The 26,311-nt window shown below is 51.6% G+C and carries 31 protein-coding genes and 1 pseudogene; 30 read left to right on the top strand and 2 right to left on the bottom strand.

Annotated elements, in window-relative coordinates:
• Positions 1 to 78 precede the first annotated feature (78 nt).
• The 30 genes from H7A77_RS10505 (at position 79) to H7A77_RS10360 (ending at position 25,154) form a co-directional block, all read left to right on the top strand.
• On the top strand, positions 79 to 384 hold the full coding sequence (locus H7A77_RS10505; RefSeq protein ID WP_182074132.1) for a phage holin family protein: 306 nt from the start codon (positions 79 to 81) through the stop codon (positions 382 to 384).
• On the top strand, positions 381 to 821 hold the full coding sequence (locus tag H7A77_RS10500) for a lysozyme (RefSeq protein WP_128868907.1): 441 nt from the start codon (positions 381 to 383) through the stop codon (positions 819 to 821). The genes H7A77_RS10505 and H7A77_RS10500 overlap by 4 nt, the downstream gene beginning before the upstream one ends.
• Positions 818 to 1,264, top strand: a complete 447-nt coding sequence (locus tag H7A77_RS10495) for a lysis protein (protein WP_127146584.1) — start codon at positions 818 to 820, stop codon at positions 1,262 to 1,264. Before H7A77_RS10500 ends, H7A77_RS10495 begins: the two co-directional genes overlap by 4 nt.
• A 78-nt stretch (positions 1,265 to 1,342) precedes the next feature.
• Positions 1,343 to 1,552, top strand: a complete 210-nt coding sequence (locus H7A77_RS10490; protein WP_182074131.1) for a hypothetical protein — start codon at positions 1,343 to 1,345, stop codon at positions 1,550 to 1,552.
• Between the two features lie 536 nt (positions 1,553 to 2,088).
• Complete coding sequence (locus H7A77_RS10485) at positions 2,089 to 2,337, top strand: DNA polymerase III subunit theta (RefSeq protein WP_182074130.1); 249 nt, start codon at positions 2,089 to 2,091, stop codon at positions 2,335 to 2,337.
• A gap of 51 nt (positions 2,338 to 2,388) precedes the next feature.
• Positions 2,389 to 2,631: a DUF2560 family protein gene (locus H7A77_RS10480; protein WP_128868910.1), complete on the top strand. Its 243-nt coding sequence runs from the start codon at positions 2,389 to 2,391 to the stop codon at positions 2,629 to 2,631.
• A 67-nt stretch (positions 2,632 to 2,698) separates the two neighbouring features.
• Positions 2,699 to 3,349: a putative metallopeptidase gene (locus tag H7A77_RS10475; RefSeq protein WP_182074129.1), complete on the top strand. Its 651-nt coding sequence runs from the start codon at positions 2,699 to 2,701 to the stop codon at positions 3,347 to 3,349.
• 31 nt (positions 3,350 to 3,380) lie between these two features.
• Complete coding sequence (locus H7A77_RS10470; RefSeq protein WP_063919324.1) at positions 3,381 to 3,836, top strand: DUF2280 domain-containing protein; 456 nt, start codon at positions 3,381 to 3,383, stop codon at positions 3,834 to 3,836.
• Entirely contained in the window at positions 3,833 to 5,080 is a 1,248-nt protein-coding gene (locus tag H7A77_RS10465) for a PBSX family phage terminase large subunit (protein WP_063919325.1), read from the top strand. The genes H7A77_RS10470 and H7A77_RS10465 overlap by 4 nt, the downstream gene beginning before the upstream one ends.
• Before the next feature lie 21 nt (positions 5,081 to 5,101).
• Entirely contained in the window at positions 5,102 to 6,430 is a 1,329-nt protein-coding gene (locus H7A77_RS10460) for an anti-CBASS protein Acb1 family protein (protein WP_182074128.1), read from the top strand.
• On the top strand, positions 6,414 to 7,340 hold the full coding sequence (locus H7A77_RS10455; RefSeq protein WP_182074127.1) for a phage minor head protein: 927 nt from the start codon (positions 6,414 to 6,416) through the stop codon (positions 7,338 to 7,340). Before H7A77_RS10460 ends, H7A77_RS10455 begins: the two co-directional genes overlap by 17 nt.
• A 3-nt stretch (positions 7,341 to 7,343) precedes the next feature.
• Positions 7,344 to 8,609: a hypothetical protein gene (locus tag H7A77_RS10450; RefSeq protein ID WP_182074126.1), complete on the top strand. Its 1,266-nt coding sequence runs from the start codon at positions 7,344 to 7,346 to the stop codon at positions 8,607 to 8,609.
• Positions 8,610 to 8,621: 12 nt separating this feature from the next.
• Complete coding sequence (locus H7A77_RS10445; protein WP_049188535.1) at positions 8,622 to 9,068, top strand: hypothetical protein; 447 nt, start codon at positions 8,622 to 8,624, stop codon at positions 9,066 to 9,068.
• A 17-nt stretch (positions 9,069 to 9,085) separates the two neighbouring features.
• The gene (locus H7A77_RS10440) at positions 9,086 to 10,162 is read left to right on the top strand and encodes a major capsid protein (protein ID WP_182074125.1); all 1,077 of its coding nucleotides are present in this window, start codon (positions 9,086 to 9,088) and stop codon (positions 10,160 to 10,162) included.
• 8 nt (positions 10,163 to 10,170) lie between these two features.
• Positions 10,171 to 10,464 (top strand): hypothetical protein, encoded by a 294-nt coding sequence (locus H7A77_RS10435; protein ID WP_060429454.1) that lies wholly within the window; start codon positions 10,171 to 10,173, stop codon positions 10,462 to 10,464.
• Between the two features lie 66 nt (positions 10,465 to 10,530).
• Positions 10,531 to 10,929, top strand: a complete 399-nt coding sequence (locus H7A77_RS10430) for a hypothetical protein (RefSeq protein WP_182074124.1) — start codon at positions 10,531 to 10,533, stop codon at positions 10,927 to 10,929.
• A gap of 171 nt (positions 10,930 to 11,100) precedes the next feature.
• Positions 11,101 to 11,448 (top strand): hypothetical protein, encoded by a 348-nt coding sequence (locus H7A77_RS10425; RefSeq protein WP_147823658.1) that lies wholly within the window; start codon positions 11,101 to 11,103, stop codon positions 11,446 to 11,448.
• A 2-nt stretch (positions 11,449 to 11,450) separates the two neighbouring features.
• Complete coding sequence (locus tag H7A77_RS10420; RefSeq protein WP_060660826.1) at positions 11,451 to 11,849, top strand: HK97 gp10 family phage protein; 399 nt, start codon at positions 11,451 to 11,453, stop codon at positions 11,847 to 11,849.
• Positions 11,846 to 12,229 (top strand): hypothetical protein, encoded by a 384-nt coding sequence (locus H7A77_RS10415; RefSeq protein WP_182074123.1) that lies wholly within the window; start codon positions 11,846 to 11,848, stop codon positions 12,227 to 12,229. Before H7A77_RS10420 ends, H7A77_RS10415 begins: the two co-directional genes overlap by 4 nt.
• A gap of 60 nt (positions 12,230 to 12,289) precedes the next feature.
• On the top strand, positions 12,290 to 13,039 hold the full coding sequence (locus H7A77_RS10410) for an Ig-like domain-containing protein (RefSeq protein WP_041033806.1): 750 nt from the start codon (positions 12,290 to 12,292) through the stop codon (positions 13,037 to 13,039).
• 51 nt (positions 13,040 to 13,090) lie between these two features.
• Complete coding sequence (locus tag H7A77_RS10405) at positions 13,091 to 13,765, top strand: DUF6246 family protein (RefSeq protein WP_182074122.1); 675 nt, start codon at positions 13,091 to 13,093, stop codon at positions 13,763 to 13,765.
• A gap of 82 nt (positions 13,766 to 13,847) precedes the next feature.
• Positions 13,848 to 14,198 (top strand): hypothetical protein, encoded by a 351-nt coding sequence (locus tag H7A77_RS10400; protein ID WP_182074121.1) that lies wholly within the window; start codon positions 13,848 to 13,850, stop codon positions 14,196 to 14,198.
• Between the two features lie 61 nt (positions 14,199 to 14,259).
• On the top strand, positions 14,260 to 17,655 hold the full coding sequence (locus tag H7A77_RS10395; protein ID WP_182074120.1) for a tape measure protein: 3,396 nt from the start codon (positions 14,260 to 14,262) through the stop codon (positions 17,653 to 17,655).
• Positions 17,656 to 17,712: 57 nt separating this feature from the next.
• Positions 17,713 to 18,180: a hypothetical protein gene (locus H7A77_RS10390; protein WP_182074119.1), complete on the top strand. Its 468-nt coding sequence runs from the start codon at positions 17,713 to 17,715 to the stop codon at positions 18,178 to 18,180.
• Complete coding sequence (locus H7A77_RS10385) at positions 18,181 to 18,651, top strand: DUF1833 family protein (RefSeq protein WP_060452314.1); 471 nt, start codon at positions 18,181 to 18,183, stop codon at positions 18,649 to 18,651.
• Positions 18,644 to 19,063: an NlpC/P60 family protein gene (locus H7A77_RS10380; protein WP_255443858.1), complete on the top strand. Its 420-nt coding sequence runs from the start codon at positions 18,644 to 18,646 to the stop codon at positions 19,061 to 19,063. Before H7A77_RS10385 ends, H7A77_RS10380 begins: the two co-directional genes overlap by 8 nt.
• A complete protein-coding gene (locus H7A77_RS10375) occupies positions 19,023 to 21,515 on the top strand; it encodes a host specificity factor TipJ family phage tail protein (RefSeq protein WP_182074118.1) in 2,493 nt (830 codons plus the stop codon). Before H7A77_RS10380 ends, H7A77_RS10375 begins: the two co-directional genes overlap by 41 nt.
• Positions 21,516 to 23,411 (top strand): hypothetical protein, encoded by a 1,896-nt coding sequence (locus tag H7A77_RS10370; protein ID WP_182074134.1) that lies wholly within the window; start codon positions 21,516 to 21,518, stop codon positions 23,409 to 23,411.
• A gap of 1 nt (position 23,412) precedes the next feature.
• Complete coding sequence (locus H7A77_RS10365; protein ID WP_182074117.1) at positions 23,413 to 24,213, top strand: hypothetical protein; 801 nt, start codon at positions 23,413 to 23,415, stop codon at positions 24,211 to 24,213.
• Between the two features lie 89 nt (positions 24,214 to 24,302).
• Positions 24,303 to 25,154, top strand: a complete 852-nt coding sequence (locus H7A77_RS10360) for a hypothetical protein (protein ID WP_182074116.1) — start codon at positions 24,303 to 24,305, stop codon at positions 25,152 to 25,154.
• Here H7A77_RS10360 and H7A77_RS10355 read toward each other — a convergent pair.
• Positions 25,136 to 25,366: a hypothetical protein gene (locus H7A77_RS10355; protein ID WP_182074115.1), complete on the bottom strand. Its 231-nt coding sequence runs from the start codon at positions 25,364 to 25,366 to the stop codon at positions 25,136 to 25,138. The genes H7A77_RS10360 and H7A77_RS10355 overlap by 19 nt on opposite strands.
• 259 nt (positions 25,367 to 25,625) lie before the next feature.
• Positions 25,626 to 25,766: pseudogene (locus tag H7A77_RS10350) on the bottom strand (integrase); the annotation flags it as partial.
• Positions 25,767 to 26,311: the final 545 nt, after the last annotated feature.

Below are 26,311 nucleotides of genomic sequence, written 5' to 3'. Positions count from 1 at the left end.
TACCGGCAGCGTTTACGGCTGGTGGCTGAACCCTACCCATAACCCGAAGCCGGGAAAGAGCCCCGGAAGGGGGAGGTTATGAAAATGCCCTGGAAGAACGAACCCAACATCCTATCAATGCTGATTGCGTTCGGCATGACCCTGCTGGGCGCTATTGCGAGCTACTCGTTCAAGGTATTGAACGGCGAGGTGTTCAGTTGGCGCACGCTGTTTCTGCAACTCTTCATTTCCATCTTCGCTGGTTCAACTATGGTGCTGATTGCCCTGCATTACGGCTGGCCATCTGAGGTGATGGGTGGCGTAGCCGGTATGGCTGGCTGGTCAGGCGCGTCATTGATTAAGGCGCTGGAGCGTCGATTCCTGAATAAAGCGAGCGAGCAATGAATATCAGTAAAAGCGGCATTGAGCTGATTAAGCGCTTTGAAGGCCTGCGGTTGAAAGCCTATCAGGATTCGGTGGGCGTCTGGACGATCGGTTACGGATGGACACAGCCAGTTGACGGTAAGAAAGTCGGCCCAGGAATGCAGATTGATCAGGCGACTGCCGATCGGCTGCTGAAATGCGGCGTTGTGCAATATGAGCAGGGCGTTAATCAGTTGGTGAAGGTGAAAATCACTCAGGGCCAATTCGATGCGCTGGTGAGCTTTGCATATAACCTCGGCCTGCGATCGCTGAGCACATCTACGCTTCTGCAAAAACTGAACGCTGGCGATAAGCAAGGCGCAGCAGACCAATTCGGCCGCTGGGTAAATGCCGGGGGTAAACGTCTGGATGGTCTGGTTGCACGCCGTGCAGCAGAGCGCGAGATGTTTTTATCATGAAATGGCCGCTACCGCATTGGCAGGCCGCTATCGTGGCTGTGGTGCTCTCTCTGCTGGCGTATTTCGCATATAGCAATCAGGCGCTGCGCCACGAACGCGACAAATTGCAAACGGCCAACAGCCAGCTGACTGGCCAGCTCGACTGGCAGAACGGCACACAGCGCGCCGTGGCTGCAATCGACGAGCACCGCACCCAGGAACTGAACGATGCCAAGAATCAAATCGATGTTCTGCAGCGCGCTGTTGACACTGGCAATCTCCGGCTGCAGCTCGCCGCCACGTGCCCAACCACCGGCGCCGCCGGCGTGGCTAATGCAGCCAGCCCCAGACTTACTGACGCCGCTGAGCGGGATTATTTCCGTCTCCGAGAGCGAATCGAAATCGCCCGCAGCCAAATAGCTGGCCTACAGGACTATATAAGACAGGTTTGCTTAGCGAAATGAACCCGAAAGGTTCGGCTGATGCTGCGAATTAAACAGGTAGTGATATAATGCCACTTCCAAAATCAGACTGGAGATGGCATGGAAAAGTTAAACAAAGAGATTTATTTAATCTTGGCCGAGCAAGAACTTACCGGATGGGATGGAAAGCCTATTCTTGATGTTATGCAGCCTTATTATAAGAATGGGAACGAAGAAACCAAGGCGCTTATCATCAATAAGGTAGAGGCGCTGAAGGTGGAACCTGGAATTAATTTCCCAACAAATTATGAACAGATTTTGAATGGTTGATGAAGCCGCCTCCGGGCGGTTTTTTGTTGTCCATCACAGAGCAGCTTTCCGAGGCTGCTGCGTGATGAAGAATTCCCCCGACAAGGAGTGAGACGGTGAAGCCCTGCAGGAGGTGATCACGTCTTGGCAGCCGGAAAGACGGAAGTGGCGAGGCAACCCCGCGAGGTGGGGCTGATACTGCGATTTGATAGACGGGTGATTAACTGACTGGGAATAGGTATTGAGAGAAGTGAAGTGCGATTTTTGCCAATGCGGTTAGAAAGGCAAAACCGGATGATATGGCGACATAAAACTCAGGTGGATAGTTCATAAGGCCTCCTTGGCTAGTTGGAACGTGTAGTTGCTATAAGGGTAACTAATCAGGCTTAGCCGGATGGTTATGCTGATTATCAATTGTGTCGGCGATTAGAAGTCCAGCGCACCGATGGCCCTATAGTCAGGGTTTACCCGCTGTGAGGCGCTCTCTCGATAGTGAGTCGTAATTGCTTACATGCAGCTGGATGCTGGCGTATGATCCTCTGAACCAGGAGGATTTCATGTCATACAATCTCGGCAATCTGCCAAAAGAAGAAATGGACAAGGTTAACGTAGACCTTGCGGCGTCAGGTGTGGCGTACAAAGAGCGCATGAACATGCCGATCGTACCGGCGCAGGTGGAGCAGCCTGAGCACCTTCGTGAACTTTTCCGCGAGCGTCTGCAGCACTACCGGAGCCAGAGCCAAAAATTCCCAGGGCCGAATGACCCACGCTATCAGCAGATGGCTGAGGCCAACGGCAAGAAATGACTGAACCCGCTCCGGCGGGTTTTTTTATGCCCCTTGAACAGGAAAATCTATATGTCAGGCACTGTAGAGATCACCCCAGCCCAAACAATCCGTCTTCGGTTACTTGAACTAGTTAATTACGACACCGCGGCAGCAGCGAAAGCCATTGAGTTTGTCGGCGACGATGCGCTCAAGAACGCGATCTTCCAGCAGCAGTTTGCGCGTGTTTTTACGGAGAGTGAGATTGTCGCTAAGACGGTCAAAGCTATTCAGGAAAGCAAAGAAGCCCTGGCGCTGTTCGACACCGAGGCATAGCAGGCATCGCGGCAGCCATTCAGTGAGTGGCTGATTCAATGCTACCGATAACAAGCAGGAGGAAGTCATGGCAAAGCAAACGCAGGATGAAAGCCATGCTCGGCGGCCATATCCGCCCCTGCAGTTCATCGAGTCCCATCAACTGATGCCATACATCGGCATGGTGCCTGCAAACGAAGTGCAGGAGTGGATAAAGCATCAAATTATCGACGAAGCCGGCAGCCTGTTTAATCCAGACCACGGACACCTTGCAGACGCCGATCTACGCTTTATGTGGGCATCGTCCGCGTTTGAGAAGAAAGGACGCCATGTGCTCGGCCAGGCTGAAGAGGTAGCGATGCGCGCCGGCGGCTGGCAGAAGGCCAGGATGGAACAGCAGATGCATGAGTGGTTCGGCGATGTGCCGAAATTCATCATCACGCTTGCTGCCGACTACTGCACACAGTGCTCTGATGCTGAGTTCTGCGCGCTGGTAGAGCATGAGCTTTACCACATCGCGCAGGCGACAGACGATTTCGGCGCACCAAAATTCAACAAGGAAGGTCAGCCGGTGCTGAAGCTACGCGGCCACGACGTTGAAGAGTTTGTTGGCGTAGTTCGTCGGTATGGCGCCAGCGTGGAAGTTCAGGAACTGGTTGATGCGGCCAACAGGCCTGCGGAGGTGGCACAACTAAACATTGCCAGGGCGTGCGGTAACTGCATGTTGAGGCTGGCGTAAAGCTGTATTCAGATTGTCATGGAGGTGACCAATGGCAGCATTATCGACAGAGGTTAAAGCCTTCATTGTTCAATCACTTGCATGTTTCGAGTCGCCAACAAAAGTCATTGAGCTTGTAAAGGCTGAATATGGCATCAATGTCTCACGGCAGCAGGTGTCACAATACACGCCCGGCAACGCAATGGCGTCCAAGTTGAGCCAGAAGTGGATCGACCTGTTCAATGCCACTCGTAAACGATTCCAGAATGAGATCGCCGACATCCCGATCGCAAACAAAGCATACCGGTTGCGCGTTCTTGACCGAATGGCGACCAATGCTGAAAAGATGAAGAACTTCGGTATGACCTCGCAACTTATCGAGCAGGCAGCCAAAGAAATGGGTGACGCCTATACCAATCGCCAGAAAGTAGAGCACACAAGTCCTGATGGCAGCATGACCCCGAAGCCTACCATCATCCAGTTACTGCCCGTTGAGCCGAAAGCATGAGTGAAGCCGTTCAACTACCGATCCCAGCAAAGCTAGCTCCGCTGTTCACCGTAATGGATAAGCGCTATCGCTGCTCACACGGTGGCCGCGGTAGTGCTAAGACACGCACTTTTGCCATGATGACGGCAGTTAAAGCCTATCAGGCGATGATGAATGGCGAAGCTGGAGTGATCTTGTGTGCTCGTGAGTTCATGAATTCACTGGAAGAGTCGAGCATGCAGGAGGTTAAGCAGGCGATCCTATCTGTGCCATGGTTAGCAGCCAACTTCGATATTGGTGAGAAGTACATCCGAACCATCGATAAGAGCGTGAATTATGTGTTCTGTGGTCTGCGGCATAACCTCGATAGCATCAAGTCGAAGGCGCGGATTTTGCTTTGCTGGGTCGATGAGGCTGAATCAGTCAGCGAAATTGCCTGGCAGAAGCTGAGCCCTACCGTTCGTGAGGAAGGCTCAGAGATTTGGGTGACGTGGAACCCAGAGCGCGACGGTAGCGCCACTGATAAGCGTTTTCGCAAAGAGGCTGGCGATGACTGCATTACCGTTGAGATGAACTACACGGATAATCCCTGGTTCCCCGATGTGCTGGAAGGTGAACGGCTGAACGATGAGCGCCGTCTTGACCCGGCAACATACGCATGGGTATGGGAAGGGGCTTACCTCGAAAACTCGGATAAGCAGGTACTGGCCGGCAAATATCGGATTGCTGAATTTTCCGACAATCTCTGGAAAGAGGCGGAACGCCTGTTCTTCGGTGCCGACTTCGGTTTCGCTAAAGACCCGAATACGTTGGTGCGTTCATTCATTCTGCATAACCGCCTTTACATCGAATATGAGGCATATGGTCAGCATACCGAACTTGACCACATGCCTGAGCTGTACGACACCATCCCCGGTGTGCGTGACTGGCCCATTAAGGCCGACTCAGCGCGGCCGGAGACAATCAGTTATCTCAAGAGACAGGGATTCAATATTTCAGCTGCTGAAAAGTGGCAGGGAAGCGTTGAGGACGGGATCGCCCATCTCCGTGGCTTTGACGAAATAATCATTCATCCTCGCTGCAAGAACGTGGCGCGCGAGGCACGGCTCTGGTCTTACAAAACTGACCGTATCACCGGTGAAGTGTTACCAAAACTGGCAGATGGCAATGAGCACTGTTGGGATGGGATACGCTACAGCTTGGATGGACATATCAAACGTAAATCTCAGGCCGTCGGGATGCTGATCCCTAAGCGACTTCGGTAAACCCTTCCAAACGGAAACCACATGAACAAAAATCTCCAGCTGGCCGTCAACCACGCGTTGAACGACGCCAGGATTGAGCGTGCTCGTATGGCGATGCTTGGGCCATCTATGGGCCTGGATAATAAACGCGGCTCCGCCTGGTGCGAATACGGCTTTCCTGAGCAGATCACTTACGACAACCTTTATTCACTGTATCGCCGCGGTGGTATTGCGCATGGCGCCGTGGAAAAGCTGGTGGGCAAATGTTGGCAGACCAACCCTGAGATCATCGAGGGTGATAAGGCCGACGAGAAGCGCGCGGAAACTGCCTGGGAGAAAAAACTCAAACAGGTATTCACGAACCGGTTATGGCGCGCTTTTGCAGAGGCTGACCGTCGGCGGCTTGTCGGGCGTTACTCCGGCATTTTGTTGCACATCCGCGATAACAAACCATGGAATACCGAAGTAACCAGAGGCCGAGGGCTCGAAAAAGTCACGGTTGCCTGGGCTGGTTCACTAAACGTGAGCGAGTGGGATACCGGGCTTAACTCGCAAACATACGGCCAGCCGAAGATGTGGCAATACACAGAGCGGCTTTCAAATGGAGCCTCGCGACGTGTCGAAATACATCCAGACCGGATCTTCATCCTTGGCGACTACACCGACGACGCTATCGGGTTCCTTGAGCCAGCATACAACGCATTCGTCAGCCTGGAGAAAGTAGAGGGCGGTTCCGGTGAGTCATTCCTGAAGAACGCAGCTCGGCAGCTGGCGCTAAGTTTCGACAAAGAGATCGACTTCGGCAGTTTGGCTTCTATGTATGGCGTCAGCGTTGACGAATTGCAGGACAAGTTCAACGAAGCCGCGCGCGAGATGAACCGCGGCAACGATGTGCTGATGAGCCTGCAGGGCGCTGCTGTTACCTCCCTTGTTTCCCCTGTGTCTGACCCAAGCCCAACCTATGCCGTGAACCTGCAGACGGCTTCTGCCGGCGTTGATATTCCTTCGCGGATACTGGTAGGCAACCAACAGGCTGAACGCTCAAGCACCGAAGACCAAAAGTACATGAACGGGCGCTGCCAGAGTCGCCGCGGTGATCTGTCGTTCGAAATTGAGGACTTCTGCGACAAGCTGATCGACCTGATAATTATCGATTCTGTCGGCCAGAAAACAGTCATCTGGGATGATCTCAATCAACAGACTCGCGCTGAACGCCTGGCGGACTCTAAGACCATGGCAGAGGTGAACAAGGCTATGGTTGAAAGCGGTGACACGGCGCCATTCAGCGGTGAGGAAATTCGCACTGCTGCAGGATTTGAGACTGAAGGCGGCGACCCGCTTGGAGAGACAGGGGATGACGACGAAACCTAAACCTCCAATCCTGCCGAGCAACATCAAAGATCCCACAGGAGTTGATAAGTTAGAGCGTGGCGCCATGCGTGAGTTTGCAAAGCGCATGAAGCTGATAACGAAAGGCTATATCGACATCCTCAACCGCATCCCCGCCGAACCAGTCGTAAACGAGCGCTACACCTTCCGTCTTGATCAGGGGCTTCTGTCGATGCTGCTTCATAACGGTGAAGCGCTGGTGGACGAAATTCTGCTGGAGGGTGGGGAGTTCAATCTGTGGTTCTTTGGCCGCTATGTGTCCGTGGCTTACCAGCGAGGAACGGCGCAGGAGTATTACAACCTCTCTCAGCAATCCTCCGCTTATGCCGCCGGCCAGCAGGATGTTCCAAACATCTTGTTAAGTGAGCCATATCAGCTTCGGCTGATTCTGGTCAGAGCGCGTGAATTCGAAGAGATGAAAGGGCTCAGCGCTCAGGTTAAGAGCGATATGGCGAGAATTCTGACTGATGGCATTGCCAGGGGGCTAAACCCGCGGGACGTAGCCAAAAACCTCAACGAGCAAACCGGCATTGAAACCCGACGCGCGAATCGCATTGCCAGGACTGAGATCACTACCGCACTGCGGCGCGCGCGGTGGGATGAAGCTCAGGATGCGCAAGACCGCTACGGCATCAAAACAAAGCTGCTTCACATCTCTGCGTTAAGCCCTACCACCCGAGCAACGCACGCCGCCAGGCATGCTCATCTGTACACGCAGGATGAAGTTAGGGAGTGGTACACGAAGAATGGCAACGCCATCAACTGCAAATGCTCGCAGCTTTCCGTGCTGGTGGATGACAAGGGGAACCCTCTCACTCCTTCGATCATCGACAAGGCCAAGCAGACGTTCAACGACATGAAGGAGAGAGGCTACGAATGGGCAGAGGGTTAATCCATGAAAGTTCAAGTTAACGTCACTACGAAGGTCAACAGCCAGGCAATTCGCCGGGAGTCATACAACGGCCGCGAGCATCTTGTTTTGCCGAGCTACACACTGCCGGCAAACGTGGTCATGAATGAAGGGCTGTATACCGCCAGTGAAATCGATGCTCACTATCAAGGGCTGGAAGGCACGCTAGCGCCGCTGGGGCATCCCCAGCTAAATGGCGCATTCATCTCTGCATTTTCTCCTGAAGGTATCAACCAGGGCCATATCGGCGCCTGGAATCGCAACGCGAAGAAATCTGGCAACAGAATCTACCTGGAGAAGTGGGTGGATACAACGATCGCTAACCAGAGTGAAGGTGGCAAAGAGCTTATCGCTCGTGTCGAAGCATTCGAGCGTGGTGAGGATGTCCCACCAATCCACACCAGCGTTGCGGTGTTTCTCGACCAGCTTGAGCCCAATGAGCAGCAAAAGGCTACAGGCGCGAAGTGGGTGGCGAAGATTCACAGCATAGATCATGACGCAATCCTACTGCATGAGGTGGGTGCAGCGACGCCTGAGCAGGGCGTTGGACTGATGGTTAACGCTGACCTTGCTACGCCGTTAAAGGCCAACTCTGGCGCGCTGATTGGCGAATCCTACCGGGATCGTGAGCAACGCCTAGACCGCGCTGCAAAAGATAAATTTGCTCCCGGCGAAAATGAATATGCCTGGGTGGCAGACTTCACCGACTCACAGGTGGTTATCATCCGCAACGGCGGCGCAGCCCAGGTTTATGGCTACACATCGGAGGGCGGAAAAATCACCTTTGATGAAACCGGCACGCCGGTTGCGCGTCAGGAATCCTGGGTGACGGTCGTCGCCAACAAAGTTAAATCCTTTTTCAATCCGCAGGGACAACCTGCAAACAACCAGCAAACGGAGGGCGACATGCCTTTAACCACTGAAGAGAAACAAGAGCTGATCACCGAAATCGGCAAAGGCCTGGCCGCCAACTTCGCCGAGGCGCTCAAGCCTATTACCGAGAAAGTTGAAGCGCTGCAGGCCAACCATACCCAACTGGCCGAAACCCTTACTGCCAACTCCCGCGCAGAAGAGAAAACCAAGCGTGAAGCAGTGGCGAAAGTTCACGGCGAAATCGTGGCAAACGCGCTGCAAGGCGAAGCCCTGGAAGCGATGTTTAAAACGCTTGGCGAATCGGCGCCGCTGGCGGGTAACTCAGGCCAGCATCAGCAAGAATCCGGCGCACCCGCCGCAGATGCATACTTTAAATAAGGGGGCTATCCAATGCCACGTTATCGTCGCGTAAACATCGACGGAAAGTCGCTGTATAAGACTGAAACCCGCACCACTGCCGCGGCACTTTTGCCAGGCACTGCTGCTGTCATCAACGCCAGCGATGAATTCGCTCAGGCTACCGCGCTAAAGGGTCGCATCTACATCATCGATGTTGCCTACCATCAAGGGCTGAAAATCACCGAGGCGGTTCCTGCTGGCGACTCCGCTGTAGGCAACTACGTGGAAGAAGGCCGTGAACTGGCGCTGCTCTGCGTACCTGGCGCGTACAAGAAAGATAGCCCGATCAAGCTTGGCGCTAACGGCCAATTCACCCTGGCAACTGCTGACACTGACTCAGTGATCGGTTACAGCCAGGATGAAGCCACCATCGCCGCCGGCGCTACCGATTTCATCCGCGTGCGTATGCGCGTTGGCACTGTCGCCGCTGGCGCTTAAAAGAAGGATAAACGCACATGTATTTCTCCAAAGAGACATTGGCTGCTAATAGCCGCCTCGGCGGTCACTGGAATGAGCTGTGGGCGAACCGCAATATGTGGAACGCCAATCATAACGCCATGATCGCTGCCAACCGCGCCCACATGACACAGGAGTGGTTGGCAGTAAACGCTGCTGGTGGCTTTACTCGTGATTTCTGGGCTGAAATTGATCGCCAGGTACTGCAACTGCGCGATCAGGAAGTTGGCATGGAAATCATCAACGATTTGGCCGGCGTTCAAACGGTTCTGTCCGTCGGCAAAACTGCCAAGCTGTATAGCGTGGTAGGTGATATTGCTGATGATGTGTCGGTAAGCATTGATGGCCAGGCGCCGTTCTCCTTTGACCACACAGAATACGCCAGCGATGGCGACCCAATTCCGGTATTCACTGCCGGCTATGGTGTGAACTGGCGTCATGCTGCCGGGCTGAACACCGTGGGTATCGATCTGGTGTTGGACTCGCAAATGGCTAAGATGCGTAAGTTCAACCAGAAGCGCGTCAACTATTACCTCAACGGTGATCCTAACATCCAGGTTCAGTCCTATCCTGCGCAGGGTATTAAAAACCACCGCAACACCAAAAAGCTCAATCTTGGGGCTGGTGCCGGCGGCGCAAACATCGATCTGACTGCAGCAACGATGACTCAGTTGTTCGAGTTCTTCGGCAAAGGTGCATTCGGTGCGCTGGCGCGCGCCAACAAAGTCGCTCAGTACGACGTGATGTGGGTATCCCCAGAAATCTGGGCAAATCTGGCGCAGCCATACGTGGTCAACGGCGTTGTGAGTGGCACTGTATTGCAGGCGGTACTGCCATTTGCACCGGTTAAAGAAATTCGCATGACCTTTGCACTGAAGGGTAATGAGTTCGTCGCTTACGTCCGGCGCCGTGATGTGATCTCTCCGCTGGTCGGCATGGCTGTGGGTGTTATTCCGCTGCCGCGCCCTCTGCCTAACGTTAACTACAACTTCCAGATCATGTCTGCTGAAGGTCTGCAAATCACTGCGGACGATCAGGGGCTTTCCGGCGTTGTCTACGGCGCCAATCTGGCGTAAGGGGAAACATGGCTAAATACGAAGTTATTCGCCCCTGGAATGGCGTAGAGATCGGGGATGTGTTGGAACTGGAAAAGCTTCACCCAGCGCTGAAATCTAACGTTCGGTTGATGCGTGGCGCGGCCGGCGGTGAACTGACCCCGGCCACCCCGGATGCCGGCAACGAAACCAAGTCGCGCAAGGATGCTATCAAGGCGCGGCTCACTGATCTGGGGATTGAGTTCAAAGGCAACCTCGGCGAAGAAAAGCTCGCTGAACTGTTGCCGGAAGGCGAGCTCGAAAATCTGTTCCCTGCTGAATAACAGCCGCCGCCAGGGCGGTTTTTTTATGCCCCGTTTCGGCGGGGCTTCTTCTTACAGGAATCAGCCATGGTGACTAAAGAAAAGGCCAAGGAATATCTGGATTCACAGGGTATCACCTTGCCTGATTTCGTCCTGGATGCGCTGGTGGAGCAGGTGAACAGCATTCAGGAATGTCTGGATGCGAATTACCCAGCATCCACAGCGTTACTCATCCAACTCTATCTTCTCGGGCTTATGGGATTAGGCCAGGGAGATAAATACATCAGCTCTCAAACGGCGCCAAGCGGGGCATCTCGTTCGTTCCGCTATCAATCATTCAGCGATCGCTGGAAAGGGGCGCTGAACCTGCTGCGCGGGTTGGACAAAAAAGGGTGCGCTACAGGCCTGATTCCACCTGACCCGACAAACAAGGCTTTTGCTGGTGTCTGGATCGGCAAGGGTGGCTGCATGTGCGGTGGTGGTTGATGGCATGGATACCTGTCACCGAACGATTACCAAAGCCTTTTGAGCGCGTCTGGGTGAAGACTGATACGGACAGGCAAACCACGGGATTCGTTAACGACCGCGGTGAGTGGAAATTTAATTGCCCGAAAATCGCGGCAGAACGGCCTGCGGTGATTAGCTGGAGAGAGTGACATGTCATCATTAGCCATTTGGTCATATACGGCTGAGGCCACGATATGGCGCAATCTCGGCAATAGTGAAGCGGGCGATCCTCTGGGTTGGGCTCCGCCTGAAATTATCATGTGCGATTACCAGGGCGGACTCTCGGCGAAGCTGAACAATATCGGTTCGGAAATCACTGTAAAAAACACTGTGTGGACTGAATTCACCGAAGCAAAGAAAGGCGACTATCTGCTTATCGGCGTGTCTACCATGGTAGACCCGATCGCCGCGGGTGCCGATGAGGTGGTACAAGTGATCCGCTATGCCGACACGTTTGAGCGCCTGGCAGAGGATATAGCCATTCTGACGGGAGCGTAGCGATGGGCGTAAAGATAAAGGGTATCAAAGAGGCCCAGCGGCGCCTTGATGCCGTGGTTGAGGATGTCAGGACGAGAAAGGCAGTCAGGGCTATCAAATCGGCCGTGATGATAATCGCTAATGAAGCAGCGCTGATGACCCCGGTTGACACCAGTACCCTGATAAATTCGCAGTACCAGGAGACAATGATCAACGGTACTCGGATTACTGGCCGTATCGGTTACTCAGCGAATTATGCGGTCTATGTCCATAACGCCAGTGGCATCATGAAGGGGTTACCGCGGCCAAACAACCGCGGCAACTACTGGGATCCTGCTGGTGAACCTAAATTCCTCACCAAGGCCGCAGAGAAAACCCGCCGGCAGGTGGGAGAGATAATCAGGAAGGAGATGATGCTGTGACACCTCCAATGTATCTCCGCCTGCGAAATCTTTTCGAGAGCGCAGGCCTAACCGCAGGGTTCACCATCCAAACGCTGATGTGGAACGACACGGGTAAGTTATCTGACGCCTTCATCGTGTTCCGGCCTGGCGGTGGTTCAGATATTCAATACGACCGCGGCGGAGATTTCTTCGTAATGGTCGATGTTGTCGGGGCCAAAGGGAAGAACGCAGAAGCAGATGCTACGGCAAACAAAATTGCCGACTACATCAGCAGCCAACAGGGCGCTGATAGCTGTGTTGGCGCTATGCGTCTGCTCGGAGGCTATCCAGCGCCAATCCCATCAGCAGAGGGGCGATTAATCTACCGACTTTTAGTCTGCTGCACCTTCGGCGAATAACGCACATATCTATCCATCAGGCTGCCTCTGGGCGGCCTTTTTTATTTGAAGAGGTAACACATGCAAGGTTGTGCAAATGATACCGGCAAGCTGATCGGTAAAGTCGCGGTGCTGCGTATGGCTTTCGGCTGTGCTGACACGCTGCCGGCACTGAGTGACTGGAAGCGCCTCGGCGCGCTGACCACCAAGGGCTTCGACTTCTCGCCAAACTCCGTGACGTCCGAAGCGGACGACGCGAAAGGGCTGGTGGAGAACCTGGTAACCAATATGGACTTCACCATTTCCGGTGAAGGTGAATTCCGCCGTAAAGACAAAACCACTGAGATCGGCGCGCTCAACATCTCGAAGTACATTTTCGATGAAGTGCAGGCTGGCCGGCAGCCGTCGATTTGGGTTCGATTCGATTTCGTCGGCGAAGATTCCGGCACCTACATCATGGGCTACTTCAACACCACATCGTGGTCTGGTGATTTTGGCACGAGCGACATCTCCACTTTCTCCGGCGAGTGGAAAGTTGCTGATGCCGATACTGTCGTATTTGAAGTCGCCGCGGATGTACCGGTTACCGGTGTGACAGTGGCGCCAGCAACAGCAAGCATTGCTGTAGGGGCTACTCAACAGCTTACCGCCACCGTGGCGCCGGCTGATGCAAGCGACAAAACCGGCACCTGGTCATCCTCGGCAACCGGTAAGGCCACAGTCAATCAGTCAGGTCTCGTTACTGGCGTTTCTGCCGGCGCGGCCACAATCACGTTTACCACCAATGATGGCGCCAAAACATCAACCAGCGCGATCACCGTTACCGCGTGACTATCACAAAGGGCGTACTGCGCCCTTGATGATAATTATTCGAGGAATCTCATGACACCAATCACTGAATTAGGCGAGATGGTCATCACCGATGCCGATCGCGATTACTTCCTTCGACCTTCGTTCGCAAACATGACCCGTATAGGCTCGCCAGCGGAGATTGTAGAGCGATTTGCTGAACTCCATACCAGTGAGGCACCACGGTTACTTGAAGCCGCTGTAGAGGCATACGGTGAGGTTCCTGGGTGGTTGCTGGCATACATCAATGCGCCGTCATTCAGTAGCTCAGCAGTATTCGCCGGGATGATCGTCATGCAGGCATGCTGTGATGATGACCTCAGCGCGCTAGTGGGAGAGTTGCGGCCAAGCAAAAGAGGGAAGAGGGCTTTCGTGTTTCGCCGCGGCAAGATGCCGGCGAGCGATATCATCGTAATCGGTCAGTCGCTGATCACTCATGGCATCATCGGCAAGGCAAAGATACGTAAGTTGCAACGACACGAGTCGAACAGCTACGTTAACGAGTTCAACGCCTTCGAGTACATCAGCGCAGCACGGAATCACTTCAACATGCCTCGTGCCGAAGCAGAGCGCCTTTCGATGACCGAGTTTAAGCTGCTGCTAGCGGCTAAGTACCCAGAGCAGAAAGGCTTCACGCGTGAAGAGTATGACCAGGTGATGGAAGAAGATGAGAAGCGCTGGCAGGCGATGATGGGTAAAGAAAGGTAGCCAGCTAAGCTTTGGGTTTTTCGTTGCCTGCCCCATGCTCTCTGCTAAGATCGGGTCATCTTTGATTGATGGGGATATGGGTGTGAAAAATTTTTTGTTCATCATGCTGGCTTCGTTTGCGCTGGCTGGGTGCGGTGAAAAAAATGATGCTAAAGCCATTGAAGCGGTTATCGACTACGTTTCAAAAAATGACGATGGAACATCAGAGTTACAAAACTTAAAATTCTATCCAGACGACAAAAAATCAGAGCAAGCTATCAGCGGATATGTTTGTGGGAATGTGAATATAACCATGAAAGATAAGAGTAAAATGTCATATCCGTTTTATTCTCATGTTTTCATCTCTGGCGAAACCAAAAATTTCACGGATACGCATGCGTTATTCTCTAATGACGAGGATTCTGTTTTAAAAATAAAATCAAGGTGTAAGTGATTTTTTAGCAAAACCATAGGCCTCGCTCTAGCGAGGTTTTTTTATGCCCGGAGATCGGTAAATGGCTAATGAGACGCGTGACGGAAGCATCCTTTATCAGGTTGAGATGGATGTTCAAGGATTGCTGGTTGGCCAGCGGCAAGTAAATGCCAGACTTGATGAAATGGAAGGCCTTTTCAACGCTACAGGGAAAGCGGTTGGTTCCACAGAAAAAGCCTTCTCGTCTTTATCGCGCGTTGCCGTCAGCCTGTCCGCCGCTCTATCCGTCCAGCAAGTGGCGCAATATGCCAATGCCTGGGTAGATGTGAACAACAAGCTGGTAAACGCCGTAAGACCAACCGAACAGTTGGCAGATGTAACGCAGCGAGTTTTTGACATCTCTCAAGAGACGCGTTCCGGGTTGGAGGCAACGGCAACGCTTTACGGACGACTTGAGCGAGCAACGCGCAGCGCAGGAACTAGCGCTGAAGATTTGGCAAAGCTGACAACGACAATAAATAAGGGCTTGATTGTCTCCGGTGCGACCACGCAAGAAGCTAGTTCAACCATGATCCAGTTGTCTCAGGCGCTCGCCTCCGGTGTGCTGCGTGGTGAAGAGTTCAACTCAATCTCAGAGAACGGCTCCCGCTTATCGGTGGCTCTGGCTGACTCCTTGGGCGTAACGGTTGGTCAGCTCCGAGCCATGGCGGCAGAAGGTAAGCTGACTACCGATGTAGTTGTGAAAGGATTACTCAGCCAAGGTGATGTGATTGCCAAAGAGTTCGGCAACACGATCCAAACCATGGGTCAGGCCTTCCAGATCGCCGGGAACAACATCACTAAATTCATCGGTGAATCTACCTCTGTTCAGTCAGGTTTGAAGGTATTCAATGATGCTGTTGTCTCTTTAAGTGAAAATGTTGATGTTGCTGCTGGTGTGGTCACGGCTTTTGCTGTCGTGCTCGGCGGGCGATACATTGGCTCCTTGGCGATGGCTACGCAGGCAAAGGTAAGCGACATGCTTGCTTCTCAGGCTCACGCTTCTGCAGTAGCAGCTGACGCAGCGGCTGCAGCGAATGCTGCTGCGGTAACGGCAAGAAAGGCATTGTTAGATAAAGAGGCTGCGTTATCGTCTCTTGCACTGGCACAAGCAGAATACAACGTTGCCAAGGGGACGAACGCGGAAGCTTTCGCGTTGCAAAATCTCAATACAGCTAAGTCGGTTGCTATTCAACGGTCAGCTGTGTTTGCGGAGGCGCAATTAGCACAGGCGGCAGCAACCACGACAGCAACGACTGCAGCAGCGGCGGCCACTACTACCATTGGCGGATTGGCGAGAGGTGCTCTGTCATTAATTGGAGGACCGGCAGGCGCAGCGATGATTGCTGGTGCAGCATTGTTCTATTTTTACCAAAAGGCACAACAGGCGAAGCAGGAATCTATTGATTTCGCGGACAAGCTTGACGGTGTTATTGCCAAAATGCGTACCATGAGCAATGTGCAGTTGGCAGCAGAGATAGACAAGGCGGCCAAATCGATAAATGTCCAGTCTGGAGAGCTCAAGAATAACGAAGCTCGCCTGACGGATCTCACTTCAAGGCTGCAAAGCGCTAAAGCCGCGGTGGCTGGTTTGTCGGAAGGAAGCCTTTTTTATTCAGATGCTGTGTCGAAAGTAAGTCAGTTAGAAAGTGAACACATCCAATTAACTGCCAAGGTAGAGGCAGAGCAAAGTAAGCTGAGCCAGACAATTAGCAAAGCCGGTATCTTGCGGGCGCAGATGAACGGTGAGTTCAGGCAGGGTATAGACCTTTTGAAACGAGATGGCCAGGAGGCAAGCGTTACTGCTGGTCTATTTGGTCAGCTTGGTGATGCCATTAACTTTGCGGGTAGGGCTAAAGAAAAGTTTAACTCGCAAAGCCTCATCGTTGAACGGCCTAAAAACGTTCAGGACTATCTGGATAAGCTGAATGATCAGGTTGAGATTCAGAGCGAACTTAACGACAGGAAGCGCGCCCAGCTTAAGGCAGAGAAGGACATCAGAACACTCGGCGGTAGCGAGCAAGACGTCATGCTGGCACGCGAAAGGGCTGGTGCAGAGTTCGATGCAACCAAGGCGATTCAGGAGCAGAAGAAGGCAACCAAGGAAGGGATAGCGGAGGGCAAGAAGTCAGCGAGCCAGGTGGAAAGCGTTGCCCAGAAGCTGGCTAACCTGAAGCAGCAGTCTGAGCTTGCGGCGGACTCAACAAGTGAGCTTAGCCGAGAGCAGGCGATCCTGACTGCACAACAATCGCTGGGTAAAGGAGCTACACAGGCCCAGATCGCTGAGGCTGGTGCTTACGCCGCTAAGAAGTGGGACACTGCCAACGCTATCAAGGCGCAGGCTGCAGCAGAGAAGCTCCTGCCAGAAGCCAAAGAGAATGCCAGCTACGCTCAGGACGTGAAGGACTTAAACACGGCGTTAGCGGCCAAGAAAATCAGCCAGGAGCAGTACAACACCACGGCTGAGCAGCTGGAGCAACAGCATCAGGTTAACTTGGCAAAAATCCGGGCTGAAGCCGTGGTAAGTCCTCAACAGCAAGCTGCCGGCATGGTTGACCCAGTGCAGCAGCTTGCCAATGAGAATACGCAGAAGCTGGCGTTGATTCAGCAGTTTGAAACGGATAAAGGGAAGATTACTCAGCGCGGAATTGAGCTGATGAATGCTGCTAACAAGCAGTACGAACAACAGCGAACTGCCGCGCAGTGGGAAATCCTTAGCCAGCAGAGCCTTGGCTACGACATGTTGACGAGCGCTGTTGATGCTTTCTCGGGTAATGCCTCAAACGCTATTACAGGGCTGCTTACCGGCACCATGTCGGCACAAGAGGCGATGAGGTCGCTTGGCAACACCATTCTGAACAGCGTGATAAACAGCATCGTTCAGGTGGGTGTGGAGGCGTTGAAAAACTACATCCTCGGCCAGACGCTTGGCGCCGCCTCCGTGGCGTCATCTGTGGGTATGGCTGCAACAACGGCTTCAGCCTGGGCGCCGGCGGCCGCAATGGCATCACTGGCAACTCTTGGCGCTAACGCTGCTCCAGCGGCTGCAGGGATAACCTCAACCGTTGGATTGGCTGGTGGGCTGGCTTTGGCTGGAGCGCGTTATAACGGCGGCCCTGTGAGCGCCGGTGCGATGTACCAGGTAGGTGAGCGAGGCAAGCCAGAGATTTACCAGGCGAGCACTGGTAAGCAGTACATGATCCCCGGTGACAACGGCAAGGTGATTAGCAACAAGCAGATGACCGGCGGCGGCAGTGCGGCGCCAACCATCATTATCGAAAACTACTCATCCGGCGCTGGTGTAATGGATACTCAGGCCAGCAAAGGGGCTGATGGTGCCGATGTGGTGCGCATTGTGCTGGCTGATCTGCAGCAGGGCGGCCAAATTAGTCAGGGCATCTCCCAGTATCACCAGGCGCCTCGCAAAGCCACTGAATAGCAGCACTCAAACCTCCATAACCCGCTTCGGCGGGTTTTTTATTACCGGGAGAAAACCGTGGCAATACCCTATCCCGACTGGCTATCACTTCCCCAGAAGGCCAACAAGAGCCGCACGATTGATGCCGGGTTCCGCACCGATCAGCCGGCAGTGGGCGCGCCTATCTTCCAGCGCCTGACAGATGACCTCAAAACTACCTGGTCGCTGACGTGGATTTTCACGCTGCAAGAGGATCGGGCATTCGAACAGTGGTATCGCAGCCCTCGTTACCTGGATAACGGCAATCAGTGGTTCACGATGCTGTGCAATCTGGGGGGCTCTGGCCTGCAACTGCAGGAGCTGCATTTCGTTGCGCCGCCGGTGCAAACGAGCATCAACGGCAACACGACGACGTGGACGGCGAGCGTAATCACCCGGAAGGTCTACAACCCGGATGACGATTTCTCAGACGTCATTGTTGAGCTGCCGCCGTATCAGTGGGGGATCATTGATGAAGTGGTCAACCGCGACATGCCGGAGTATTGAATGCCTACATTACGAGAATTTCAGTCACAGCGGCCCAACAGGATCATCTACGACACGATGACGTTTAGCCATCCGTCATTTGGCGTTCTCCGGCTGGTGGCTAACCAGATATACCCAAAGACGTTCGCCGGCCAGGTGTTTTCACCGTGTCGAATGGAGGTCGCAGAGAGCCAGCAAAGCAGTACGCCGGTGATCAACTCAACGGTGAAATTCGGGCGTCTGGCACAGGACTTTAAGCAGCAGCTGAAGCTGTGGCGCGCGCACTCACGCATAACGCCTATCTCTGCCACGTATCAGCGTTTCGATGCGGCGGACATGAACACGCCACTGAAGTCTTGGACGCTGTATGTGAAAGATGCCTCTCTCGATGAGGCTGACGTAACGTGCTCGCTCACGCTGCAGAACCCGCTCAACAACAACATCGGCTTTCTCTACAACACCACTGAATTCCCAGGACTCGCCAATGCATAAATCTGACTTCATTCACACCATGGAGGGTAAGCCGTGGCGCGATCGGGCGTGCTCGTTCGACACGGCTGATTGCTGGGGGCTGGTGGTGCTGTATTACCGGCATGTGCTCGGCATAGAGATACACCAAACGCCGGACTACGAAGCCGGTAGCGACTTCCTGACGTGTTTTTCCGGTGATGTTGTGTTCTGGCATCAGGCCGATAAAGCGGCCGACAGTAGCATTTTTATCGCGTATTACGGCGGTCAGCCTGCCCACGTTGGTTTAGTCATCTATGGGCAAGCATTCCATAGCCGCGGCGAAGCGGGGCATGTGCGCTTTGACAAACTGCGGACGCTGGAGCGAGTTTTCACCAAATTGGAGTTTTACGACTATGCCGTTGATCGAAGTACAGCGCGTGCCGGGGTTGCCTAAAGAACGTCATAACCTTCCCGCCGGCAGCATGTTCTACCCCTGGCTGAAATCGGCCAATCTTCACTGCGATGTTGAAATTCTGCGTAACGGCGTAAAGCTGCAGCCCGATGATGAGTTGAATTTCCCGCTCAACGACGGCGACGTGATCAGCGTGTTCGACCAGCCGAAAAGCGGCACCATTGGCAAAGTGCTAAGTCCTATTTTCGCTCCGATCAAGTTTGTCCAAAAAATCCTGACGTCACTGCTCGGCCAACCAAGCGCGGGCGTGGCGACAAGCAGCAATGCAAAGACCTCCCCGAATAACAGCCTGAAAGGGCAAACCAACATTGCGCGAAACGGTGAGGCAAAGCCTGACAACTACGGCCAGGTGCGCGCGTACCCTGACCTGATTCAGGAGTCGCTGTTCGAGTATGACAACAACATCAAGAAAGTCACAGAGTGGATGAACTTCGGGCTGGGCCGGTATGACGTCACGTCAGTAAGGTACTCAGAATCGAACCTCGGCGCGCTGGCTGGCGCCTCATACCGCATCTACCAGCCAGGCGATAACATCCCGCTGATCAACGAGGGGTTCGCTTTTGACGACATCGACGGCCAGGAGCTGCCGGGGCCGAACGAGAGCGGAGATTTTCCAGCAGAAACGGCGACGACAACTACCGATATGGTGTCTGGGGAGTTCATCGCTGGACAGGCAAAGGTGAAAATCAAGCAGAACAGCGATTTCGATTACTTCTATGACCTGTCTAAGCCTCATTCCGTGTCTTTCGTGGTCAATGTCACATACAACACAGTATCAGGCCCAGTAACACGCGATATCACTGTATTTGCCGATCTCTTCAGTGCTACGACAACCGACGATGGCGCCCCAGTTAATCCGCATTATTTCTACGAATTCACCTTCATAAACCTGGGGGGCAATGATATTGGGCAGATCCCCGATGATGCGGTGATCAACACGTCGATATTCACGCTAAACGACAATGAACCGTTGGTAATCGGCCCGTCATTTTCACCAGTAGAGGGGACTCAGCTATGGATTCATCTGCAGGCGCAACTGGGGCATGGTGACTATGCACGAACAACGGTCACATGGTGGAAGATTGACGATGACAACAACCAGATCCCAGGGACTACAGAGTTTCTAAACATCGGACTTAACAATGATGACGAGAATGCAGATACCAAGTACGGGACAACCAAAATCACGCCGGCAGCCGGTTATGGTCGTTATGCGCTTCAGTTTGTCAGAACCAACAACAGTAACGATCACTCGATCCTGAAGGTTGAAGCTGTACACATCGTCAGGACGCGCACCAACGTTGTTTACCCGAATGACACGCTCGTAACCGTCACTGTCACTGCGACAGAACGCGCGACCAGTGCAAGGGAGCGAAAATATAACGCTCTAATCACCCGCCACGTCATCAGCTACAACCTGGCCACACAGACAGTCGATTACACAGAAAGGCCGTCACGCTCGTTTGCAGACGCGGTATTGCACACCTGGCTAAAGATGGGTGGTCAGCCAGAGTCGAGTATCGACATCTACGAGCTTTACTCTATCGCGGCATCGTTGCCGGATCAGCGCCTGGGCTATTTCGATTACACCTTCGATGACGAAGATATCTCGCTGGGCTCTCGGATTCAGACGATCTGTGATGCGGCGACCATAACCGCATTTTGGGATGGCGGGGTGTTGTCTTTTACTCGCGATGAACGGAAGCCAAGCGCAACAACGGTGTTCAACCGCGCCAACATGAAAGCGGAGGATTACAGCCTTTCCTACGACATGACACTACCCGGTGGTTTTGATGGGGTAGAGGTCAAGTATCGAAACCCGGTCACGAATAAACAGGCATTCATCCGCTACCGGATCGTCGGCAACTCGATTGAAGAGGGGGAACCGGTAAAGGCGAAGAAGTTCGACATGCTGTTTATCCGCAATTCTTTCCAGGCACGGGATCGGGCATTGAAAGAAGTTCGCCGGCTGCTGTATTCACGCCAAACGATGGCTATCCGCGCGCTTGCCGATGGTGAATGGGTGAACGTCGGCCAGATGGTGCAGGTAGCCGATATCTACGACGCGAACCAGCAGGATGGCTATATCGTTGCGCGAAACAGCAACAACTTCGACACAAGCGAACGCATCGAGTGGGCTGGGGATATGTTTGTCGTCATCACTGATGCAAGTGGCACTCCAACGGCGCGCGTTCAGGCATACCCCCGCAGCGATACGACATTCGGTTTTACCGCTGCAGTGCCAGCAATAAACCTCAACATATTTGACGGCTACAACGTCCAGTCGCCGTCTCGCTACGTTATTGCCACGCAAATGGAGATGGATGCCACTAAGTGGACGATCACAGAAAAGAAACCGAATGGCGACGGGACTACCTCGTTAACCATGTCTGAATACAACGATGAAATGTATAATTACGAGGTTACAGCGTAAATGACCACACCAACGAATAAGCCAATCCCAAGCGAGGACGTAAGGGATTTAAAATTCAACTCTGGAAAAATTGATGAGATTGTAACTTCTGATAAAAGAACATACATCGATAGGTTTGGTGTTGAAAGATATACATGGGCTGGCGCACTAGCAAATATAGCACCACTTGGTCATCCATGGACTGAGTCAGAAGCGAGCGCTGCAATTGCATCTGGAGAGATCCCTAATGGTGCGTATTACTTTGTCTGGTCACCATATAAAAATAATATTGCAGATGTATGGCGTAATGTGAACGGAACGCCTACAAAAACAGAAAAGAGTTATCCATCAAGCGAGTTTGTATACGAACTTAGTGATAAAGTTGATGACCTATCAGCGCAAGTAAGAAATGTAGTAAATATCAGTGGTGTGAAAGATGAGTTGGGTAGGGAGATTATCGGTGGAATAGCATCAGATAACGGTAAGATCCCGCTCCATGTAAACAGCAATGGGGATACGTTCTTGTCGGGATTGAAGGTTATTAACTTACCTGGTGACAATGGTGTTGTTTTTACGGACAAATACTACAGGCCATACGCTTGTTCTGCAGGATACAAAAACGATGAAGGGCTTCCTGTTATTGGCGGTGTTAGCATTTCCGAAAAGCCGACAAGTAAAATAGAACTATCTGGCATTATGGGTATAGAGAATGGAGGTCAATCATTAAGTCAAGGGGTGACAAATCCTGCCAGTGTGAAAATTGTTAACTCCACTCAGCCTTATAGTAATGTAACATTTAGCGGGACAATTCGAAGCACTACTCCTGAAACTGATGTACTTGCCCCATTGGTAGAAAGCAACCGCGTGCTGCCGGGATTTGAAAATTATCCACAATCAGAGACATATTTGAGTTCATTCGTAAACGAACTGACAAGAAAGTTAATGGTTGAGTTAGGGATTGACTCTTCTGAATCACTTAAATTTAAATTCTTCGGGGCATCTCATGGTGTTGCAGGTCTAAAGCTTATTGAGCTGATGAAGGGGTCTGAAAGCTATAATACTTATATCAAATATGTTACCAACGCAAAGCGTTTGGCTAATGATAGTGGGGTGATATATTCGGAACTATGCGAGATATTCAGCCAGGGAGAGTCCGATTATCGGGATCAGACGCCTCAAGAGGAATGGGAGTCCTTGCTGATTAAATATATTGAGGATAAGAATAATGACGCAATGGCTATAACTGGACAGTCCTTTGACCGTGTTATGATTGCCGCGCAGTTAGCATCACACCGGGCTTATCAGAGAGTAAAGCCAACAATTGCTTTGTCTATAGCTAAGCTTGCCAGGAAGGGTTATTTACAGATCGGTTATCCGGCATATGTTGGTAAATACGTTGACGGTGTTCACATGTCTCCTGATGAGTATATCTATGTTGGACGCTTGGCGCAGAGGTCATTTCATCGAGCCATCAAAAATAACCAGGAAGGTAAGTCATTCGGCATCACATGGCTTGCAGTGACTTCTGAGCGCGTGCAGGGTAATATTCGTGAGTTAACGTATAATGTACCAACACCACCAATTCGACTAAAAACAGATTGGGTATGGAAGTCTGCCAATTATGGGTTTGAGGTTGTTGATAGAATTACGAATGAATATGTGGACATTATTACCTCGGTGGAAGTTTCTGGCTCCAATCGCATTACTGTAGTTACTTCGCGTCCACTGGCACAAAATGAAGTGCTAACATACGGATGGGGAGTTTCTGGAGAGATAGGAAAAAGCGGTAGAATTAATGGGCCGCGAGGTAATGTTTGTGATAGCTCAGGCGATCTGCCTGGTGAATCTTATACTGATTCCACTGGCGTGCTGCGCCCGATGGATGACTACGCTGAAATTTGGATGTCGGAGTTATAAAATGCCAATCATTCTTGCTGATAATTCTATTATTGAAAACCCTCAATTTGCGCCTATGTTTACCCCGTTCAATACTGTTGCAGGGTGCATGGCTGCTTGGAGGGGAGATTTTAGTGTTGACCTTACAGGGAATGGACATACGCTCACTAAAATTGGCTCTCCTAACCAATCTGTAAACACAGTTTTATGCAACAAAGATAACGGTTATATCACAAACGTACCTGACGGAATAAATCGCACTTTAATCGTTGTTCACCGCTTGCCTAATACTGTTGCTCCGCCAAATCAAACATATAGCAATCCACTGGGCAATCTATCTCAGCTTGGAACTAGTCAAGGTGTTGGTATTGGTATTGTTCAGGCCACTATTGCTGGTGATAACGGTTTTCAACAGATGAGTGGCTGTGTTGGTGCTGATAAAAAGGATACACCTTTGTTCTCAAAGGCGACGCCAGCACAAGACAAACCAGTAACCAATGCTCTTAAATGGCAATGGTCTGCATTTGCAGTAGATGGCGATAACAATATCTGTGCAATGTATATTCCGCGTCAGCTGGATGACCTTGTTGTCGGAGTTAATGCGCCAGGGATTCAGTTAAAAAACAGGTGGGTAACTGAGAACAACGGCCCGTCAATGTACCGCATTGGTGCTTGGCGTGATCCATCAACACCAGGGATTGCATCTTCATCAGTAGAGGTGGCGTATGCGGCTATCTACAACCGCCCCCTGTTGCTGTCAGACTTGCGTCAACAGTATCAGTACGACAAATTTTATTGCGGGCAAGTAAACATAGCAGTTTAAATTATGCCGGGAAGGAACCCGGCCTTTGGTGACTTATTGAGTGATTTGCTGTATGATTCGCTGAAATTTATCATATAAAAAGGGGTTATATGAAACGGAATTTTCTACTATCATTCATACTAATTTTCATTATTGGTTTTTTATTCTTATTTTATTACTATTTTTATTCTGTTTCTGGAAGGGTTTCTTATCTAACAATAATAGACGACGACACCAGAATTGAAACATATACATACTGGGGTAAGTTATCAAAAGAAACAGGTGTCAATATAACCATAGCAGCCGTGCCAAACTGGATAAATGGGAATGGCCCTGATGGCAAAAAAACCATGAGTTTAGAGCAGTTAAAAGAAATGTATAATAATGGAAGCGATGTTGTTTCTCATGGGTTCGATACTTTAACAATACAAGACAACATTAGTAATGATGATATTACAAAGAAGCAGCTGTTTGAATCAAGACAGTGGTTAATCGATAACGGGTTTACTAGGCGTAATGGCTATGACTATTTTGTGTGGCCTCAAGGGCTAAGTGGTTCAGAAGACGTTAAGGAAAAAGTAAAGCTTGAAGCAAGTAAATATTATAGTTTTGCCGTTAATGCGTTTACTGATGAAAGGTATCTAAAAAAAGGATTATTCGATTCTTATGATATACCCCGCGCTACATCAGATGGGCAAAGATCTTTAAGACTTATTCATTGGATGCGGCAAGCTATCAATGATGGTGGATGGATGGTTGTTTTGAGCCATTCATGGCACGCGAAAGATTATGATGATGATAACTATGATAAGTGGGCATCTAGATATCGTTATCTAATATGGTACGCCAAAATAAACAACGTACAGATAGTAACTCTTCCTGAGGGAATGAAGCTATGGTGTATGGAAAATGCATTGAATGAACAGTGTAAGTGGCTCAATGCTCAAAATGTAAATCTATAAGCTAGTTCTGCGTCAACTGCTTCGCCCTGGGTTTTATATGGATCTTCAGAGACGAGCGGCCAGCGCCCTTTATGCCAAACATAAAGCCAGTGCTGCTGCTCTTCGTCTTCGCGTATCGCGAACATCGGAGGGCTATTCTGCTGCGGTTCCGGGTATCTGTCGTTTTCGTTGAGAATGAAGATCTGCCGGCCGGCGATGGTGATGCTGCCCATTGCTACGCTCCGTTGGTGGGTGTGCAGTAATGGTAGCTGGTGGGGGGGTTGAAGGGTAGGGATGGTGTCATATTGGTGACGTCACTACGGTGCCATTAAGGCGTCACTAATATGTCATCACTTGCCGATTCATGTCACTGTGAATGCAGAACGGCCTTTAATTACAATGGGTTAAACTTTATGTCACTTTCTTCTAAGCCGTAGGTCATAGGTTCGAATCCTATAGGGCGTGCCATTAAGTATCAATGAGTTACGCCTTTCATCCCGTCTTTCCAATTTCATCATGGGACAGATTTGGGACTAAACCTCCGAAAATCGCATCAATTTGCCTCGCATGCTCAGTGAGATGGTTCGGTGCAAGGTGAGTGTATCGCTGTACCATTTCTATGCTCTCCCAGCCGGTCTATTCTCCAAAGCTCAGCTTTTCGACGGTCGTGCAATTCCTGCGCTTGGCGAGTGATTAGGTATCCGGCCGCGGCGCCGCTGTTCCACCGGTGAAAACTCCTATTTCCCCCTCCCACGTTTATTCGCTGACGATGGTTCACTTCCCGCACCGGGCTCTCCGGTCGGGGAGTGAGTTCAGCACGCGCCGTACGCTGCAGCAATAAAAGACATTAATAACCTCAATGGGTTAGGAGTTTTCTCGGTAACCCTGCAATTTGTAAAGGATTGATCGTTTTCAACGATCGGTAGGATCTTATTGATCTGCACAACCAATTATCTTTGCTGCACGGTCGCCGTTAAGATCGGGCAGGATATTATTCGGCGGTAACTCTTTATTCATCCGGTGAATACCACGTAGCGCTCGACAATTTATCAGGATAAAACCCCCGTACTCAGCCATGACGAGAACGTCTGCTAATCGCCCGCTTTCCCGCGATAACGAGATTGACGGTTCAGGGAGCACGGCAGAGAGAACGGCGTTTTCTCCCTGCAGCCTTCTCG

It is taken from the genome of Serratia sp. ME47, from assembly GCF_903970925.1.
Classification (GTDB): Bacteria; Pseudomonadota; Gammaproteobacteria; order Enterobacterales; family Enterobacteriaceae; genus Serratia; species Serratia ureilytica.
The sequence above is the reverse complement of the archived record's forward strand: the minus strand, read 5'-3'. Positions and strand labels throughout refer to the sequence as shown.